Below are 16,335 nucleotides of genomic sequence, written 5' to 3' on the forward strand. Positions count from 1 at the left end.
CACCAGATAGGGCGGCCGTCGCTTGCTCTCTTCAAAGATGCGGCCGATGTATTCCCCGAGGATGCCGATGCCAATTAGCTGCACCCCACCGAGAAACAGCACCGCCACGATCAGCGATGCGTAGCCCGGCAGATCGATGCCATCTAGCAGTGTTCTGATCACCAAAAACAGCGCATACACCAGGCTGATCAGCGAGATCACCGTGCCCACGCCGATCCAGATGCGCAGGGGCAGCACCGAGAAGCTGAAGATGCCATCGAGGGCATAGCTGAACAGCCGGCGGGCGTTCCAAGTGGTGGCCCCGTTGTTGCGCTGGGGGCGGTCGTAGCTGATGTCCACGCTGCGAAAGCCCGTCCAGGGGAATAGCGCCTTGGAGAAGCGGGTGCCCTCGCGCATGTCGGTGAGGGCGCGCACCACCGGCTGGCTGAGCAGGCGGAAATCACCGGCGCCATCCACCAGCTGCACCGAATCAGTGAGGCGGTTGAACAGGGAATAGAAGCCCGAGGCGCTAAGGATCTTGAGGGTGGATTCCTGATCGGCCCCACTGCGGATCGCCGTGACCATCTCGGCGCCCTCCTGCCAGAGGCGCACCATTTCGGGGATTAACTCCGGCGGGTGCTGCAGGTCGGAATCGATCAGCACCACCGCATCGCAGCGGCCGCGGGCCTGATCCAGGCCGGCGAGCATCGCCGCTTCTTTGCCGAAGTTGCGGGTGAGCTCGATCAGGCTGATCGGTAAGGCTGCAGGCTGCTCCCGGCGGGCCTCGATCTCGCTCCGGATCACGACGGCGGTGTTGTCGCGGGAGCCGTCGTCGATCAGGAGGAGCTGCTCCGCTACGCCCAGTGTCTCGATCGCGCGGATGAACGCCCCAATCCCGGTGGCTTCGTTGAAGCAGGCGGCCACCACCCAGAGGCTGGGCGGCGATGCGGCGCTCGAGGGCGGGCTCATCGGGCAGGCCCGATCAAGCGGGCGTGAATGCTGAGTATCAGCAAAGCATCTGCCTTGTTAACGCAGCCTTAAGGTTGGGACCGGTTTTTGAGGTTGTTGCATGGCTCCCGTTCATCAGCCACGCACGGTGCATACGCCTTGGGGCAGCCTCACTCCGGCGGTCGATCTGGCGCCGCTGCTCTACATGCTTGTGCTCTACGGGCTGGTGTATTTCCTGCCGTTTGGTGTGTTTGAAGCCTGGACCACCGGCGAAGACGGCCCTGCGGAGTGGTTGCAGTTCGCCGCCTATGCCGGCGCGTGTGTGTGCAGCTTGCGCGTGGTGTGGCTGCGCCGCCGCCAGTGGCGCTCGCTGCAGTGGCTGGCTTGGCTGCTGCTGACGCTGTTTTTGTTTTATGTAGCCTCCGAGGAAATCAGCTGGGGAGAGCGGATCCATGGCTGGGGAGTGGAAGCGCTGCGCAGCGTGAATGCTCAAAAGGAAACCAACATCCACAACCTTCCGGCGGTGCAGAACTACTTGCACGTGTCGTTTATTGCGGCGGGGTTGTTCTTTGGCTACGCCGGCTGGCGCTGGATGCCGCGCATCGAGGCCTGGCCTGCACGGCGCTTCAGCCTTTACTTCCTCTTTGTGGCGTTGTTTTACACCTATTTCGATCTGAGCTGGATCAGTCACGCCGAGCGCATCCGCAACGATCAGGAAGGCATCGAACTGCTGATGGCGGTTGGACTCTTCCTTCACACCCGCCAGTGGGCCTTCAGCCCTGCTTCGCCTGGAGCAGCAGCTGATCCAGTTGCTGCTGAGCCTTTGGATTAACCACTCCGCCGCGCTGGAGCAGCACCAAGCCATCGCTCACGCGCTGTACGCGGTAGTTTTCGGTGCTGAGCGTTTCCAGCAGCTTGATACTGTTGCGTAGGGCGCGACGTTCCTGTGGAAAAGCAGCTGCGTAGCGCGTCTGGTGGTTGAGATCCACCGCGATCCAGTCCACCGGAAAGACCTTCCCATCACGGTTCTGATAGGCCCGGTGATCCGGGAAGCGAATCAGCACCTCGCGTGCGGCCAGATGAGGGATCAGCTGGGTCCCGGCGGCCACGCTCGCGTCAGCGGGGATCAGGGCCAGAGCCTGATGAACCTGCTGGGCGTGTTGCCATTGTTTCCAGGGGCTGCTGTACACCCAGGGATTGACGCTGTCTGGAATGATCCAGGACAGACTGCGATTGGGGTTGCTCCCCAGGGTGAGCAGCAGCGAAAGCAAAATGCAGCCTGCCCAGATGCGCCGCAGCCGCCTTGAGGCGAACAACGGCTGGTGTCGTTGCCACCAGAGGGTGGTGCCAGCGAACAGGCCAGGAATCACCAGATAGGTGTAGCGGATGTTGATCGAGAGAGGGTTGTTCGAGCCCTGGGCCAGCAGCAGCCCCATCAAAGGCAGGCCCATCAGCAGCCAACTGTCCAGGGCGATCCAGGGAATGAACAGCAGCGGCAGTCCCTGGCCGGCCAGATAGAGCAGCGTCTCGCGCGGGGGGCTCACCAGCTCCTGCAGCAGCACCAGTGGCTGTTGCAGCACCAGCGCCGCCACCTCCAGGCTGCTGGCCTGCTCCTGGCCCTGCAGGTATTGGCCGAAGTTCTCCACCATGAAGCGGCGGGAATTGTCGTGGCTGAACATCGGCATCAGCACGTTGGTCACCAGAACCACCCAGCCGCCTCCCCAGGCGATCAGGGCCAGGGCCAGGGGCCAGCGGGCGCGCTCGCGCACCAGCAGCCACACACCGATCCCCACCAGCACCACGCCGGTGTCTTCCCGGATCAGGGGCATCAGCAGCGCAGCGGGCAGGATCAGCGTCAGGCGCCGTTCGAGCAGCCCCAGCAGCAGCACGAACACACACAGGGGCAGCTGGCTGAGGTCGGTGAAATTGCCCAGGGCAGGGCCGATCACCGCGTTGGCGCCGTAGAAGGCCAGGGTGAGCATCGCTGCCAGATCCGGTGCCAACCGGCGGCAGGCGATGCGATGCAGCACCAGGCCCGCTGCGGCGATCAGCGCCACCTGCAGCATCGGCAGTGCCCACTTGCCGAGCAGCGCCACCAGCGGAATCCACAGGGCCAGGGTGGGGGTGAAGTGCTGGCCGAGGCGGTGGTAGCCCAGAGCGGGCAGTTCACCGCCGTGCACCACGTTGGTGGAAAGCTGCGAGGAGAGCGTGCTTTCGAACGGATGGCCGCTCAGCCCGTTCCACAGCACCTGAAACAGGATGCCCTGATCCATCGTGGCGGCCAGGCTGTGGAGCCTCCACCACTGCAGGACCCAGCCCACCAGGGTGAACACCCCGGCGGCCAACCACACCCGTTGCTCTGGACTGAGGCGTTGGTTCATGGCTGTTTCAGTTGATCAGACACGGTTTGAACGGCTGCCGGCAGGCTGTTGCGCAGGGCCAGAGGGCCGCGCGGATCAAAGCAGAGGCTGCGGCTGAGGTCGCGGAGGGCGAGCAGCACGGAAGCGGCGTCGCGATCGCCGGCTTGGATGTCAGCTATCCGGGCTGCGCTGCAACTGCGCCAGCCGGCCAGCTGCACCACGCTGCGATAGGCGCTGGGCCAGCGGCCTGGGCCTTCGAGCATCTCCAGGCGGGCAAACCAGTGGTCGGCCTGAAGCGGCCTGTTGTGCAGCACGGCCAGCAGGGCGAGGCTCCAGAGCGCATCACGATCGCTGGGGTTGCGCTGGAGTTGAGCCTCGGCCCATTGCTTCACCTCCGCTTGGTAACGGAAGCGCGGATCGAGTAGGTGCCAGGGGCCGATCGCTGCAAACAGCGGCTGCAGGCCTCGGGGCCCCTGCTCCAGCCCTCGGGCCAGGCTGATGAAGCGCTGTTGGAAGCTGCTTGGGGCCGCTACCCCTGGCTTGCGGCGCCATAGCTCCAGCTGGCGGCCTTTGTTCCACGGCCAGATCTGCACCTGTTCGTAGCGGCCATCGCGGCGCACGGCACGGCTCAGGGCGCGGGCAGAGGGGCGCGTGGTGCCCTGGTCGCCGCTGGCCAGCAGCCACCATTCCCCTTGCTCTAGGGCAAGCGCTTCTTGGCCGGGATTGCGCCCGAGCCGGCGCACCAGGATTTGGCCCCCTTGTTGGCGGCCCAGCAGGGTGAGGCTGTGCTCATTGAGATCGGGGCTGCTGCCGCTGATCAGCAGGGTGGTGGGTGCCTCACCCACCCGGGCGCGCAGGCTCTCCATCGCTGCCACCACGCTGGAGGGTGGTTCGTGATTCCTTTGGCTCCAGCTGGCCTGGGCTTCGATGCCGCCGGCGCTGAGCAACCCGAGAGCCAGGGCGCCGCCGGCCCAGCGGGCCGAGCGCCGCTCGGCGATCCATTGCCCCAGGGCCCACCAACCGCGGGCCAGCAACAGTGCCAGCAGCGGCAGCACCGGAGCGATGTAGCGCGCATCTTTATTCGGGCTGAGGCTGGTGCAGAGCCAGCCGCTGATCGCCACCCCCAGCAGCCAGGCCCAGCCGGCCGGCCAGCGCTGGCGCCAACGGCCGCGCTGCTGCCAACCCAGCAGGGCCAGGCCCGCGAGGCCGGCGCCGAGGCTGGCGGCGCCCAGTTGTTGGCTCCAGAGCCGCGGATACCAAATCAGGCTGCGCGGATCGAGGCTGCCGGGATCGCCTTCGGCGGCGCCGGAGCTGATCACGGCGCGCTCGGTGCCGCCCAGGGTGGTGATCCAGTTTTGCTGCAGCCAGGGCAGCAGCAGAGCCAGCACCAGGGCCAGGGCCGCCCAGGCCTGCCAGCGGCGCTTGGGCTGCGCCTGGGCCTGGCCGAAGCTCCACAGGGCGGGCAGGACCAGTACCAGCAGGGCGCTTTGTTTGATCAGCAAGGCTGCGGCCATGGCCCCGCCGGCCGCGAGCGCCTGGCCCCAGCGGCCCCCGCGCTCGCGCCGCTGCCAGCGCCAGAGCAGCCACAGGGCCAGGCTGCAGCTGGCGGTGAGGGGCATGTCGAGGGTGAAGTCGACCCGCAGGCTGGAGAGGGCGGGCGCCATGGCTACCAGGGCAGCGGCCAGCAGGCCAAAGCCAGGGGAGAGCAGCTGGCGGCCCCAGCAAGCGATCACCAGCAGCAGCAGGCCGTGCCAGAGGCTCAGGGCCCAGCTGGCGCTATCTGCGCTCTCGCCGGCCGCGGCCATCACCGTGCCGCTCACCAGCGAGGCCAGCGGCGGAATCTTCGGCGAGAGATCCAGCAGCCCCCGCCAGCCGGGCCAGCCGCCGCCCTGCAGCAGCCCGAGGGCGCGGCCGTGGTCGATGGCGCTGTTGAGGTAATCGGCCTGATCCCAGGCCGGCAGCCGTTGATCGGCATGCAGCCAGGCGCGATCGGCGGCGGTGGCGACGAGCCAGAGGGCAGCGAGCAGCAGCCACCACAGCCAGGGCGAGCGCTTGAACACAGGCAGCGGTGGGGCGGCGAATCAGGAGAAGTCTGCGTGAGGCGCGCCTGCGTCTGCATTGGTATCAGCGGCTACATGCCATTGCGGTTTGTGGCACAGGAGCGCTGTGTTGCCTGTGGCGTGGCTTGCAGGATGGCCACACGGCGCATTGCGCCCAATTCCTCTTTTGGTGTGAGGACCATGAAACTGTTCCAGAAGCTTCTTCTGGCGCCTGCTGCCCTGGGCCTGATGGCTCCCGTGGCTGCATCCGCCGCTGATCTCAACATCGCTGGCGTCAGCCAGTACGGCTCTGAGGAGCAGGTGACTTCGATCACCCAGTTCTCCGACGTGCAGCCCACCGACTGGGCTTATCAGGCTCTGAGCAACCTGATCGAGCGCTACGGCTGTGTGGCCGGCTACCCCAACGGCACCTACCGCGGCAGCCGTGCGATGACCCGCTTTGAAGCGGCCGCCCTGCTGAACGCCTGCCTCGATCGGATCACCGAAGTGACCGACGAGCTCAAGCGCCTGATGAAAGAGTTCGAAAAGGAACTCGCCGTGCTCAAAGGCCGTGTGGATGGCCTCGAGGCCAAGGTTGCTGAGCTGGAAGCCACCCAGTTCTCCACCACCACCAAGCTGAAAGGTATTGCCACCTTCGTGCTGGGTGCCAACAGCTTCGGCGGCAGCGTTGATGCTGTGCGTGACGCCGCTGCTACCCAAGAAGGTGGAACCACCTTCAACTACGACGTTCGCCTGAACTTCGACACCAGCTTCACCGGTAAGGACCTCCTGCGCACCACCCTGCGCGCTGGCAACTTCGGTAGCTCCGCCTTTGGCGGTGGTATCACCACCGGCACCAACGAAGCTGCCCTGGGCCTGAACCAGCTGGAAGTGGCCTTCCAGGAAGGTGAAGCTGGCTCCAACATCGTTGGCATCAACCGCCTCTTCTATCAATTCCCTGTTGGCGACAAAGTCACCGTGACCTTCGGTGGCCGTGTCCGTCAGGACGACATGCTGGCCATGTGGCCCAGCGTGTACCCCGCTGACACCGTTCTCGACGTCTTCACCTACGGCGGTGCTCCCGGTGCTTATAACCTGAACCTCGGCGCCGGCGCAGGTATTTGGTACGAAGACAACGGTTGGAGCTTCAGCGCCAACTATGTGTCGGGTAACGCTCAGAACGGCAACCCCAACGAAGGCGGCATCGGCACCGATGCTGCTGCTCAAACCGGTACCGTGCAGATCGGCTACGCTGCTAGTAACTGGGGCGCTGCTGCTGTTTACAACTACAGCAATGGTGTTGGCCCTGCTTCCGGCACCCCCCTGGCAGTGCTCGGTGGCAGTGGTACGGGCCAGCTGTTCGACTCTGTGAACTCTGTTGGTGTGAGCGCCTACTGGCAGCCCAGCACCAGTGGTTGGGTGCCCTCGATCAGCGTGGGCTGGGGCATCAACTCCTACAACCAGGCTGACACCGCCTTCGATTACGACGGCGCCACCAGCCAGAGCTGGTATGTGGGCCTGCAGTGGGATGACGCCTTCATCAAGGGCAATGCTCTTGGTATGGCCGTGGGTCAGCCCACCTTCATCACTTCCTGTGGAGACCTCTGCCAGGATGGTCAGAAGAGCACCTACGACGGCAACTACGCCTGGGAATGGTGGTACAAGTTCCAAGTCACCGACAACATCAGTGTGACTCCCGCGATCTTCTACCTCAGCAACCCTCTGGGTGCGATTGGTAATGCTGCCCGCGTGGCCGCTGGTGAGAACGGCGCTGCCCTCACCAACTTCGGTGGCCTGATCAAAACCACCTTCAAGTTCTGATCATTTGATCTGAACAGAGAGCTCACTTCTCACACACTCGAGCTCCACTTCTCACACACCGTTCTCACCTTCAGCCCCGGCAGCAATGCCGGGGCTTTTTCATGTATCGCAAGACACCTGCTGCCGTGCTCATCGGTTCCTCTGGGGACGTGTTCAGCCGATACATTCAGCTCAACTCAGGACTAGTGCCTGAGCTCCCTCAATTGGTGTGAGGACCATGAAACTGTTCCAGAAGCTTCTTCTGGCGCCTGCTGCCCTGGGCCTGATGGCTCCTGTGGCCGCATCCGCCGCTGATCTCAACATCGCTGGCGTCAGCCAGTACGGCGCCAGCGCCGACCAGGTGACCTCGATCACCCAGTTCTCCGACGTGCAGCCCACCGATTGGGCTTATCAGGCTCTGAGCAACCTGATCGAGCGCTACGGCTGCGTGGCCGGCTATCCCGACGGCACCTACCGCGGCAGCCGTGCGATGACCCGCTTTGAAGCGGCCGCCCTGCTGAACGCCTGCCTCGATCGGATCACCGAAGTGACCGACGAGCTCAAGCGCCTGATGGCCGAGTTTGAAAAGGAACTCGCCGTGCTCAAGGGTCGCGTGGATGGCCTCGAGGCCAAAGTGGGTGAACTGGAAGCCACCCAGTTCTCCACCACCACCAAGCTGCGTGGTGAAGCCACCTTCGACCTGGGCGCCTACACCTACGGCGGCTCGGCTGCCGAAACCCAGGCTCCAACTGCCAAGACCGCTGGTGGTAGCTACGGCCCCGGCAAGGCTCCTGGAAAAACCCAGGGCCCCCTCTACAACGCCTTCACCTTCAACTACGACGTTCGCCTGAACTTCGACACCAGCTTTACCGGTAAAGACCTGCTGCGCACCCGCCTGCGTGCCGGCAACTTTGCCCAGTCGGCCTTTGATGGTGGCCAATACCGGATCACCAAGCTCGATAAGTCCTTCGAATCGAGCGCCGGCGCCAACATCGTCGATGTTGACCGTCTCTTTTACACCTTCCCTGTGGGTAAGGAACTGAAGGCCACCCTCGGTGCTCGCGTTCGTAACACCGAGATGCTCGCGATCACTCCTTCGGCCTACAAGTCGAACATCAGTGATTTCCTCTACGGCACCTTCGGTACGTCCGGTGTTTACAACAAGGAAACTGGTGCCGGTGCTGGCCTGGTGTGGAAGCAGAAGGTGAAGAAGGGCCAGCCCTACCTGGCTGCTGGTATCAACTACGTGGATAAGAACGCCCAAGACGGCAACCCCAATACCGGTGGTATCGCCACCGATGCTGGCGGTGGCTCCTTCCTGGCTCAGCTGGGTGGTGCCGGTAACGGCTGGGCCCTCACCGGTGCCTACCGCTACGGCCAGTGCGGTTCTGACATCCGCTCGGGTACCGCCTACACCTACGCCGCCTCCCGCGTGTCCTGCGCCACGCTCGACGGTGGTGCCGCCACCAACAGCTTCGCGCTGAACGGCTATTGGCAGCCCTCCAAGAGCGGCATCGTGCCTTCGATCAGCGCCGGCTGGGGTATCACCACCTTCAACGATGGCTATGACGTTGCCAGCAACGTCTACGACACCAAGAACGCCCAGTCTTGGATGGTTGGTCTGCAGTGGAACGACGTGTTCGTGAAGGGCAACTCCGCCGGTATGGCTGTGGGTCAGGCTCCCTTCACCACCTCCACCTTCTCTGACGCCACCCCCTACGACGGCAACTACACCTGGGAGTGGTGGTACAACTTCCAGGTGACCGACAACATCAGCGTGACCCCCGCCCTGATGTATCAGAGCCGCCCCGCTGGCCAGAACACCCCCCAAGGCGAAACCTTCAACGCCTTCGGTGGTGTGATTCAGGTGGGCTTCAAGTTCTGATCGTCTGATCAAACGCCACTCCTCACGCGCTCCTCGCGCTCACTCACACACCAAAAGCCTCAGCCTCCCGCTTCGGCGGGGGGCTTTTTTAATGCAAGCAGGTGCTGCGCTACCGCTGATGGGGCCACCTCGAACGCGAGGATGGCAGTCGCCTTCGCTTGCTCTTGCCCAAGTCGTCCTCCGATCGCGACCCTTATCAGGTGCTCGGTGTTGCTGCCTCAGCCAGTGCGGCCGAGATCAAGGCTGCTTATCGCGCTCTGGTGAAGCAGCACCACCCCGATGCCGGCGGCGATGAGCATCGGATCCTGGAGCTGAATGCGGCGTGGGAAGTGCTCGGCGACGCCGAGCGGCGCACGGCGCACGATCGGGCCCATCCCCCTGCGGCTGCAGGGTCAGCTCGTTCCGCCGCTGTTGGGCGCGCTGCTCGCAAGGCCACGGCCCAGGCCGCCCGCGGCGATGCCGAGCTGCTCGCCTGGTTGCAGCAGGTGTATAGCCCGATCGATCGCCTGCTGGCCCAGGTGATCAATCCCTTTCCGGCCCAGCTGCGCGCCCTTTCTGCTGATCCCTACGACGATCAGTTGATGGAGGCGTTCTGCTCGTTCCTCGAGCAGAGCCAGGGCCGTATGGAGAAGGTGGAAGCGCTCTATCGCTCCATGGCCGCTCCCGCTTCTGCCCAGGGCTTCAGCCTCAGCGTGTATCACTGCCTCTCGCAAGTGCAGGATGCGCTCACAGAGCTCGAGCGCTACACCATGGGTTACGTGGACAGTTACCTCCGCGACGGCCGCGAAATGCTTCGCGAAGCCAAACAGCGCCGCACACGCTTGCACGAGGAGCGCCGCCGTTTGGAGATCTAACTGCTTGCGTGGGCTGACAGCTGTTTGCGATCGAACCATCATGAGAGGCAGCTGATCAGCGGCACCGTGGCCCTAAGGCTTCAGGCGCTGGCCTTCCTGTTCTTGGCAGCGCTGTGCCTCGGCCCGCCTGGCATGGCGGAGACGATTCCCACACGGCTCCTGAAGTCTCAGCAGCTTGCCGCCTTTCGCGTCTTCGTAGAGAAGGCGCGCCAGAAGCTGCAGGTTCCCGGTGTTGCTGTGGGGATCATCCAGGGCGATCAGATCCTCCTGGCAGAGGGTTTTGGGCATCGGCGTTTGGGGGCTACAGGAGCGCCGGATGCCGACACGCTGTTCATGGTGGGCTCCACCACCAAGCCCCTGACGAGCCTCTTGCTCGCCCGCTTGGTGGACCAGGGCAAGCTCAGCTGGAGCACGCCGTTGCAGGCTCTACTGCCGGAGCTGCGCTTGGCGGATCCAGTTCTTCAGCAGCGCTTGCGGGTTTGGCATCTGCTGTGTGCTTGTAGTGGCCTACCACGACGCGATTTGCCTCTCTTCCTAGGGTTCGAGGGCAGTACGCCTGCCGCTTTGCTGGCCAGCCTTGCGACCTGGCAACCCAGCCGCCCGCTAGGGCAAACGTTTCAATACAGCAATCAACTTCCCGCCGTGGCAGGTTTCTTGGCGGGCCGTGTGGCTTTCCCTGCGCTTGAGCTCGGTGCTGCCTACGACCGCGCCATGCAGGAGCAGCTGTTCACTCCGCTGGGAATGACGGCCACCACACTCTCGTTCGACGACGCGTTGCAACGGCCCAACCTGGCCTGGCCCCACGGGTTTGATGGGCAGGCGCAGCTCGTGCCCGTTGACACCGCCTTGAACCGGAGTGTGGTTACCGCACGCCCCTCAGGAGGTGTGTGGAGCACCGTGAACGACATGCTCCGCTACGTGGCGCTGGAGTTGCGTGAGGGGCAGCTGCCGAATGGGGCGCCCTATCTCTCGCAACAGGCACTGCATGCCCGTTCGCTACCTCAGGTGCGCGTGGCCCCTGAGGGTTTCTATGGCCTGGCGCTCGAGATTGATCACGCGTTCGGTTCACCGGTGTTGCTCCACACCGGTTCCACCGCTGGCTACGCCAGTCTCCTGTTTTGGTTGCCGCAGCAGCGGATTGGCGCCGTGGTGCTCACCAACGGCGATCAGGGGCTCGTCTTGGCGCGTTTGCTGCAGCAGCGACTGTTGGAGCTTTTGCTGCCGATCCAGCCTGAAGCGGAAGCATTCCTGCGTGAGCAGGCTGCAGGGCTGCAGGCTCAGCGCCAGCTGGCACTGGCGGGGTTGGTTCTACCGGCCGATCCTCGGGCGTCCCAGTGGTTGGCTAGTCGTTACTACAGCCCTGATCTGGGTTGGCTGCATGTGCGCCGCGAGCACGGGAACACCAGATTCGACTTTGGCGGATTTGTCAGCACTGTGGGTACGCGAACCCAGAAGGATGGTTCTTTGGCCTTTGTGATTGTGGATGCCGGTCTCAATGGATTGACCTTTGTTCCCACTGATGCCACCGCTCGCACCCTGGTGGTGCGAGAACAGGCTCAGGTGTATCGCTACAGGGCCCAGTGAGGTGGGGTGATCACGGATGAGCGAATTTGAGTATTTACTGGTTCTGGTGTCGGTTCTGGTTGGCGTGGCCCTCTCTGATCTGGCTACCAGCGCCCACCGTTTGTTGCGGGAGCGCCGCCGCGTGCGCTGGGACTGGCTCTCCCCCCTCGCAGCAGGGCTGGCGACCCTCGCCATTCTTCGGTTCTGGTGGAAGTTTTATCACTTCGGCCAATCGGAGGCCTGGGAGCAGTTCGGCTTCTTCCTGTTGCTTTTGGTGCAGCTCTTTCAGCTGGTGCTCCTCGCGTGTGCTGCCTTGCCCGATGAAGCATCAGGCCTGGATCTTCGGCGGTTTTATGCCGAGCAGTCGCGCTATTACTGGTGGTTGTTCAGCACGTATGCACTGGGCGCCATCGCTTTCAACGCGCTGGCCTCGGGTGGTGTGTGGTGGTTGGGAGCACCGCCTCATTCGCATGCATCGGTGGCCTTCATTACCAATCTTGTGTTTCTGCCGGTGTCGATCGCCCTCGGTCTGTTTCGCCAGCGCCGATTGCATGAATGGATGGTTCCGCTGGTATGCATCTACTTCCTCGCCTTATTTTTCCCGCAGCAGCTTGTCTGAGGAGAATTCGAATCTCCCTTAATGCCAGTACTGGCTTCAGGAGTCTTGGCGGTGGTGAGGTCCTTGGGCGGAAGGTCTGTGCCGCTTTGGGTGTGCCCAGGCCTTAACAGTCCGTCCAATGATCAAGCGCTAAAAACTCTCCAGTTGATCAGCCCGTAGCCACACATCGGGCACAGGGCGCCGGAAGCGCAGTTGGGCGTAATCGCCCTTGATCACCAGCACTTCGGCAGGGCCTTCAAAGATGTAGTCGGGCGCCACGGTGTCGCTGGCCTGGGCTTCGAGGCTGTTGGCGTAGGCGCTGCGGTTCACCCGCACCAGGCTGCCTTTTTTGATGGTGCTCTTGGCGGCGGCCTCGGGTGTTGCCGCGGGCGTTTCAGCCATGGCGCTGTTGCGTGCTGCCAGGCAGGCTAGAGCCCGCTCCTCGCACCTGGTTTTGTGCCCCCAAGCCTGGCTCTGCTGCTGGTGCTCTTCGGTGGCCTGTTGTTGCTTGCCCTCTTCCTCGACGACATCGCCTCCCAGATCCGCATGCCCGGGATCCTGCTGGTGCTGGTGCTCGGGCTGCTGATCGACAACAACATCAACCCCGGCCCGGCTCAGCCGGCGGCGTTGCTCAACCTGGCCCAGGCTGATCAGCTGGCCCAGGTGGCGCTGGTGCTGGTGTTGTTCTTTGGCGGGCTGGCGGCCAACTGGCAGCAGATGCGCCAGGTGCTGGTGCCATCGATGCGCCTGGCCACCCTCGGTTCCCTGCTCACCGCTGGTGCTCTGGCGCTCGTGGTGCTGCTGGTTCAGCACCTGCCCTGGCGGCAGCACGCCATCGGGTTGGCGGGTGCGCTGTTTGTGGGTGCGATGTTCTGCAGCACCGATGCCTCGGCCGTGCTGTCGCTGCTGCGGCCACTGCGACAGCGTTTGCCCCAGCGGCTGCTGGATCTGCTCGAGTGTGAATCGGGCTTCAACGACCCGATTGCAGTGGTGCTGGCCGGGCTGGCGTTGGCGCTGCCCCACAGCCACGACACCGCCATTGCCCCCCTGCTGGTGGAGGTGGTGCGCCAGTTTCTGCTGGGTGCCTTCCTGGGTTTTCTGGGTGGTCAGGGGGCGGCGCTGCTGCTTGAGCGGCGCCGGCATCCGCTGCAAGCCAGCCAGGTGACGGTGATGGCGCTCGCCGCTCTGATGCTGGTGGCCGGCGGATCGGCACTGGCGGGGGCCAGCCCGCTGCTGGCCGCCTATGTGATGGGCCTCGTGCTCGGAAACAGCGAAGGGGTGGATCAGGTGCAGCTGGAGGCGAGCCAGGCCGGCTTCGCCAAGCTGGCCGAGCTGATGCTCTTTCTCTGCCTTGGGCTGGTGGTGCAGCCCACTGATGTGGTGGTGCTGTTGCCCACGGCCCTGGTTCTGCTTGGTGTGCTGCTGCTGGTGCGCTGGCTGGTGGTCACCCTGCTGCTGCTGCGCTCCGGCTTCAGCCGCGCCGATTGTCAGTTCACCGCTCTGGCTGGCGTGCGCGGTGCGGTGCCCGTGGCGATTGCCCTTCAGGCCGCCGCCTCGGATGTGCTGTGGGGAGCTGCGATGCCTGCCTTTGCCCTGGCGGTGGTGCTGCTGGGTTTGGTGATGCAGGGGGCGTTGCTCAATCCCCTGGCCCGCCGCCTCGGCCTGGTGAGTGTCGCCCATCCCTAGCGTTGGCCGGTGATTGGGAGCTAAGAGCGTGCGGATTCTGCTGGTGGGCTGCAGTGGGTTTGTCGGCCGTGCCCTGGTGCCGCAGCTGCTGGAGGCCGGCCACAGCCTCACCCTGGTGAGCCGTGCCAGCCAGCCCTTGCCCCTCGTGCAGCACCCCCGGCTGCAGCGGCTCCAGGCCGATCCCTCCCGGGCCGCCAGCTGGGAGCTGCCGGAGCTGCGGCAGGCCCTGGCGCAGGCCGAGGCCGTGGTGAACCTCGCGGGTGAGCCGATCGCCGAGAAACGCTGGACGCCCCAGCACCTGCAGCTGCTCCTTAGCAGCAGGATCGACACCACCCGCGCCCTGGTGAGGGCGATGGCCGCTCTGCCGGCCGATCAGCACCCTGGGGTGCTGATCAATGGCTCCGCCATCGGCTACTACGGCACAAGCGCCAGCCAGGAGTTCAGCGAAACCAGCTCCGCCGGCACCGATGTGCTCGGCCGGCTGTGTGCGGCCTGGGAGCAGGAAGCCCATGGCGCTGATGCGTTCTGCCGCGTGGTGATCCTGCGCATCGGCATTGTGCTGGGCGGCGATGGCGGCGCCCTCGGGAAGATGCTGCCGGTGTTCCGTATGGGCTTCGGTGGCCCGATTGGCGACGGTCAGCAGTGGATGAGCTGGATCTCCCGCGCCGACCTCTGCCAGCTGATCAGCACCGCGCTCATGGATGGCGCCTACAGCGGTGTGTACAACGCCGTGGCGCCGCAGCCCTGCACCATGGGCGCCTTCGCCGCCGCCTTGGGCCGTTGTCTTGGACGCCCCAGCTTGCTGCCGGTGCCGGGGCCCCTGCTGCAGCTTCTGCTTGGCGATGGCGCCAAGGTGGTGTTGGAAGGCCAGAAGGTGCTGCCCAAGCGCCTGCAAGAGCAGGGGTTTGGCTTCCGCTACGGCGAACTCAGCGCTGCGCTCGCTTCTGCCACCAGTTGATCGCCCAGCCCAGCACACCGCTGAGGATGGCGGCCCCCATCAATAGGCCGATCGCCGGTGTGAACAGCGGCTCCCATAGCCGCTGAAACCAATCCAGCGGCGCCTCAATCTTGCGGCTGTGGCAGATCACGGCCACGCCAAACCAGATCGCGCCGGCGATCACCACAAACACATCCACCACCAGCAGCGTGTCGATCCAGCCTTTGAGCCGCTGGCCGAGGGGCAGGGGGCTGGCGCTGGGTTCAGCCATCCAGATGGGCGTGCAGATCAGCGGCCATCCTCACCGCCCCGCCGCCGCTGCCGATGCGTTCACGGCCCAGTTGTTGCAGCTCGCCGCGCCAGAGCGGCTCCTGCCGCAGCCGCTCCAGCAGTTGCTCCAGCAGCGCCGCTGTGGCATCAAGCTGTGCATCGCTGCCCGGTTGAGCAGCGGCGCAGAAGATCCCTGGCCCCAATAGCCGCCGCTGGGCTTCCGCGAAGTTCTCGGTGAATTGAGGGCCATCACCCACCAGCTGCAGCACGGGCTTACCAAGCCCCACGCATTGCTCGGCGGCCGTGCCGGTCATCGAGAGCAGCAGATCGCATTGCTGCACCACCGCCGCAAAGCGCCCCCACTCCAGCTGGAGCAGCAGCGGTCCGCGCTGCAGGCAGCAGCGGTCATCCCCCTCCAGCTGCAGCTTCCACCCCAGCCGGCTGGCCAGCGGCGCCACCTCCTGCGGCGTCAGCTTGCCCACCAGGGCCGCATGCAGCCCCAGGCGTTGGGCCGGCCGCAGCGGTTCCGGCAGTCGCTCCAGCACCCGCAGCATCAGCTCAAGGTTGTGCAGTGCTTCCGGCAGGCGGCTGCCCGGCAGGAGCCCAAGCCGTTGTTGGGGAGTGCCCTGCAGCGGCTCGCTGGTTCTGAGGGCACCATCGAAGAAGGGATTGCCAAGAAAATGCACCGGCCTCTGCAGCTGGCCGGTGAGGTCGGCGGCGGTGAGGGCATCACGGCTGTAGATCGCTACGGTGCGGCGCTGGCGCAAGCAGGGCGTGCAGGGCCAGGGCAGCCGCAGCTTGCCTTCGTAGTGGCTGGAGTAGGCCACCAAGTAGGTGGCTGTGGGCCTGCCGCTGAGCCAGGCCGCCATCACGGGAATCACATCGCCCACCACCAGGATCAGCCGGTAACGGCGGGCGATGCGCAGCAGCAGCAGCACACGGCTGATCAGATAGAGGATCTGCCCCTGCACCACTTCCGTGATGCGCCCCAACAGGCTCGTGTACCCCAGGCCGCCGGTGCTGTACTCGCGGGTGCGTCCACGCACCAGGATCCCGGCTTGGCTGTAGGCACGGCCGTGGCCCACCAGCGGTAAGGCTTCAACCGCCAGCCCTCTCTGCTGCAGGGCCTGGCCGATCAGGGCACCGCTGAGGTCTTCGCCATGGCCGTTGCTCAGCAGCAGGATCGGTCTTGGATCGCTGCCGGGCGGCTTCAACCTTTGAGCCAAGCCTGCACCTTCTGCAGGGCCTGCCAGTCGGGGCGGCGGGCCAGGCCATCGGCCATGGAGCCATCCAGCTCTTCAGCCAGCTCTGGTGCCATCGCCCGCACGCGCAGCACCCACTCGATGTGCTCGCGCACGCCCTTGGCGTTGGTTTCCAGCATCGCCAGGCTGAGGTTGATGCGGGCCTGGGGGTCTT

General features: G+C 64.8%; 14 protein-coding genes and 1 pseudogene. 8 read left to right on the plus strand and 7 right to left on the minus strand.

The genetic code is table 11. The features are described 5' to 3' along the window. Nucleotides 1–948 (minus strand): glycosyltransferase family 2 protein (locus ACIQ2E_RS04125; RefSeq protein ID WP_398326582.1); only part of this gene is annotated, 948 nt, incomplete at its 3' end. Nucleotides 949–1,048: 100 nt separating this feature from the next. Between ACIQ2E_RS04125 and ACIQ2E_RS04130 the strand changes: the two genes are divergently transcribed. Next, complete coding sequence (locus ACIQ2E_RS04130) at nt 1,049–1,759, plus strand: pectate lyase (RefSeq protein ID WP_398326585.1); 711 nt, start codon at nt 1,049–1,051, stop codon at nt 1,757–1,759. On the opposite strand, the gene ACIQ2E_RS04135 is transcribed toward ACIQ2E_RS04130, so the two are convergent. Then, on the minus strand, nt 1,701–3,308 hold the full coding sequence (locus ACIQ2E_RS04135; RefSeq protein ID WP_398326588.1) for a DUF2079 domain-containing protein: 1,608 nt from the start codon (nt 3,306–3,308) through the stop codon (nt 1,701–1,703). The genes ACIQ2E_RS04130 and ACIQ2E_RS04135 overlap by 59 nt on opposite strands. After that, nucleotides 3,305–5,347, minus strand: a complete 2,043-nt coding sequence (locus ACIQ2E_RS04140; protein WP_398326591.1) for a glycosyltransferase family 39 protein — start codon at nt 5,345–5,347, stop codon at nt 3,305–3,307. The genes ACIQ2E_RS04135 and ACIQ2E_RS04140 overlap by 4 nt, the downstream gene beginning before the upstream one ends. A 180-nt stretch (nt 5,348–5,527) precedes the next feature. Here ACIQ2E_RS04140 and ACIQ2E_RS04145 point away from each other — a divergent pair, with 180 nt between their 5' ends. The 5 genes from ACIQ2E_RS04145 to ACIQ2E_RS04165 all read left to right on the plus strand — a co-directional run bounded on the left by ACIQ2E_RS04145 (nt 5,528) and on the right by ACIQ2E_RS04165 (nt 12,047). Next, complete coding sequence (locus ACIQ2E_RS04145; RefSeq protein WP_398326594.1) at nt 5,528–7,147, plus strand: iron uptake porin; 1,620 nt, start codon at nt 5,528–5,530, stop codon at nt 7,145–7,147. A 217-nt stretch (nt 7,148–7,364) separates the two neighbouring features. Then, a complete protein-coding gene (locus tag ACIQ2E_RS04150) occupies nt 7,365–9,011 on the plus strand; it encodes an iron uptake porin (RefSeq protein ID WP_398326596.1) in 1,647 nt (548 codons plus the stop codon). Nucleotides 9,012–9,175: 164 nt separating this feature from the next. Next, the gene (locus tag ACIQ2E_RS04155; RefSeq protein WP_398326598.1) at nt 9,176–9,865 is read left to right on the plus strand and encodes a DnaJ domain-containing protein; all 690 of its coding nucleotides are present in this window, start codon (nt 9,176–9,178) and stop codon (nt 9,863–9,865) included. A 66-nt stretch (nt 9,866–9,931) separates the two neighbouring features. Then, entirely contained in the window at nt 9,932–11,449 is a 1,518-nt protein-coding gene (locus ACIQ2E_RS04160; RefSeq protein ID WP_398326601.1) for a serine hydrolase domain-containing protein, read from the plus strand. Nucleotides 11,450–11,465: 16 nt separating this feature from the next. Next, a complete protein-coding gene (locus tag ACIQ2E_RS04165) occupies nt 11,466–12,047 on the plus strand; it encodes a hypothetical protein (RefSeq protein WP_398326604.1) in 582 nt (193 codons plus the stop codon). A gap of 129 nt (nt 12,048–12,176) precedes the next feature. Here the strand turns inward: ACIQ2E_RS04165 and ndhO are convergent, their stop codons facing one another. Then, on the minus strand, nt 12,177–12,428 hold the full coding sequence (ndhO, locus tag ACIQ2E_RS04170) for an NAD(P)H-quinone oxidoreductase subunit O (protein ID WP_296366781.1): 252 nt from the start codon (nt 12,426–12,428) through the stop codon (nt 12,177–12,179). A gap of 54 nt (nt 12,429–12,482) precedes the next feature. Here ndhO and ACIQ2E_RS04175 point away from each other — a divergent pair, with 54 nt between their 5' ends. Continuing rightward, nucleotides 12,483–13,712 (plus strand): cation:proton antiporter, encoded by a 1,230-nt coding sequence (locus ACIQ2E_RS04175; protein ID WP_398326607.1) that lies wholly within the window; start codon nt 12,483–12,485, stop codon nt 13,710–13,712. Between the two features lie 28 nt (nt 13,713–13,740). Then, nucleotides 13,741–14,670 carry a TIGR01777 family oxidoreductase gene (locus ACIQ2E_RS04180; protein ID WP_398326610.1) on the plus strand — a complete coding sequence of 310 codons (930 nt, stop codon included), beginning with the start codon at nt 13,741–13,743 and terminating at the stop codon, nt 14,668–14,670. Here the strand turns inward: ACIQ2E_RS04180 and ACIQ2E_RS04185 are convergent. The 3 genes and pseudogenes from ACIQ2E_RS04185 to ACIQ2E_RS04195 all read right to left on the minus strand — a co-directional run. Beyond that, nucleotides 14,639–14,920 carry a hypothetical protein gene (locus ACIQ2E_RS04185; protein WP_398326613.1) on the minus strand — a complete coding sequence of 94 codons (282 nt, stop codon included), beginning with the start codon at nt 14,918–14,920 and terminating at the stop codon, nt 14,639–14,641. The two genes, ACIQ2E_RS04180 and ACIQ2E_RS04185, sit on opposite strands and share 32 nt — an antisense overlap. Next, on the minus strand, nt 14,913–16,145 hold the full coding sequence (locus tag ACIQ2E_RS04190) for a lipid-A-disaccharide synthase-related protein (protein WP_398326616.1): 1,233 nt from the start codon (nt 16,143–16,145) through the stop codon (nt 14,913–14,915). The genes ACIQ2E_RS04185 and ACIQ2E_RS04190 overlap by 8 nt, the downstream gene beginning before the upstream one ends. Beyond that, nucleotides 16,130–16,335, minus strand: a pseudogene (locus tag ACIQ2E_RS04195) (hypothetical protein); the annotation flags it as partial. The pseudogene ACIQ2E_RS04195 and the gene ACIQ2E_RS04190, both read right to left, overlap by 16 nt.

Source organism: Vulcanococcus sp., from assembly GCF_044369115.1.
GTDB lineage: Bacteria > Cyanobacteriota > Cyanobacteriia > PCC-6307 > Cyanobiaceae > Vulcanococcus.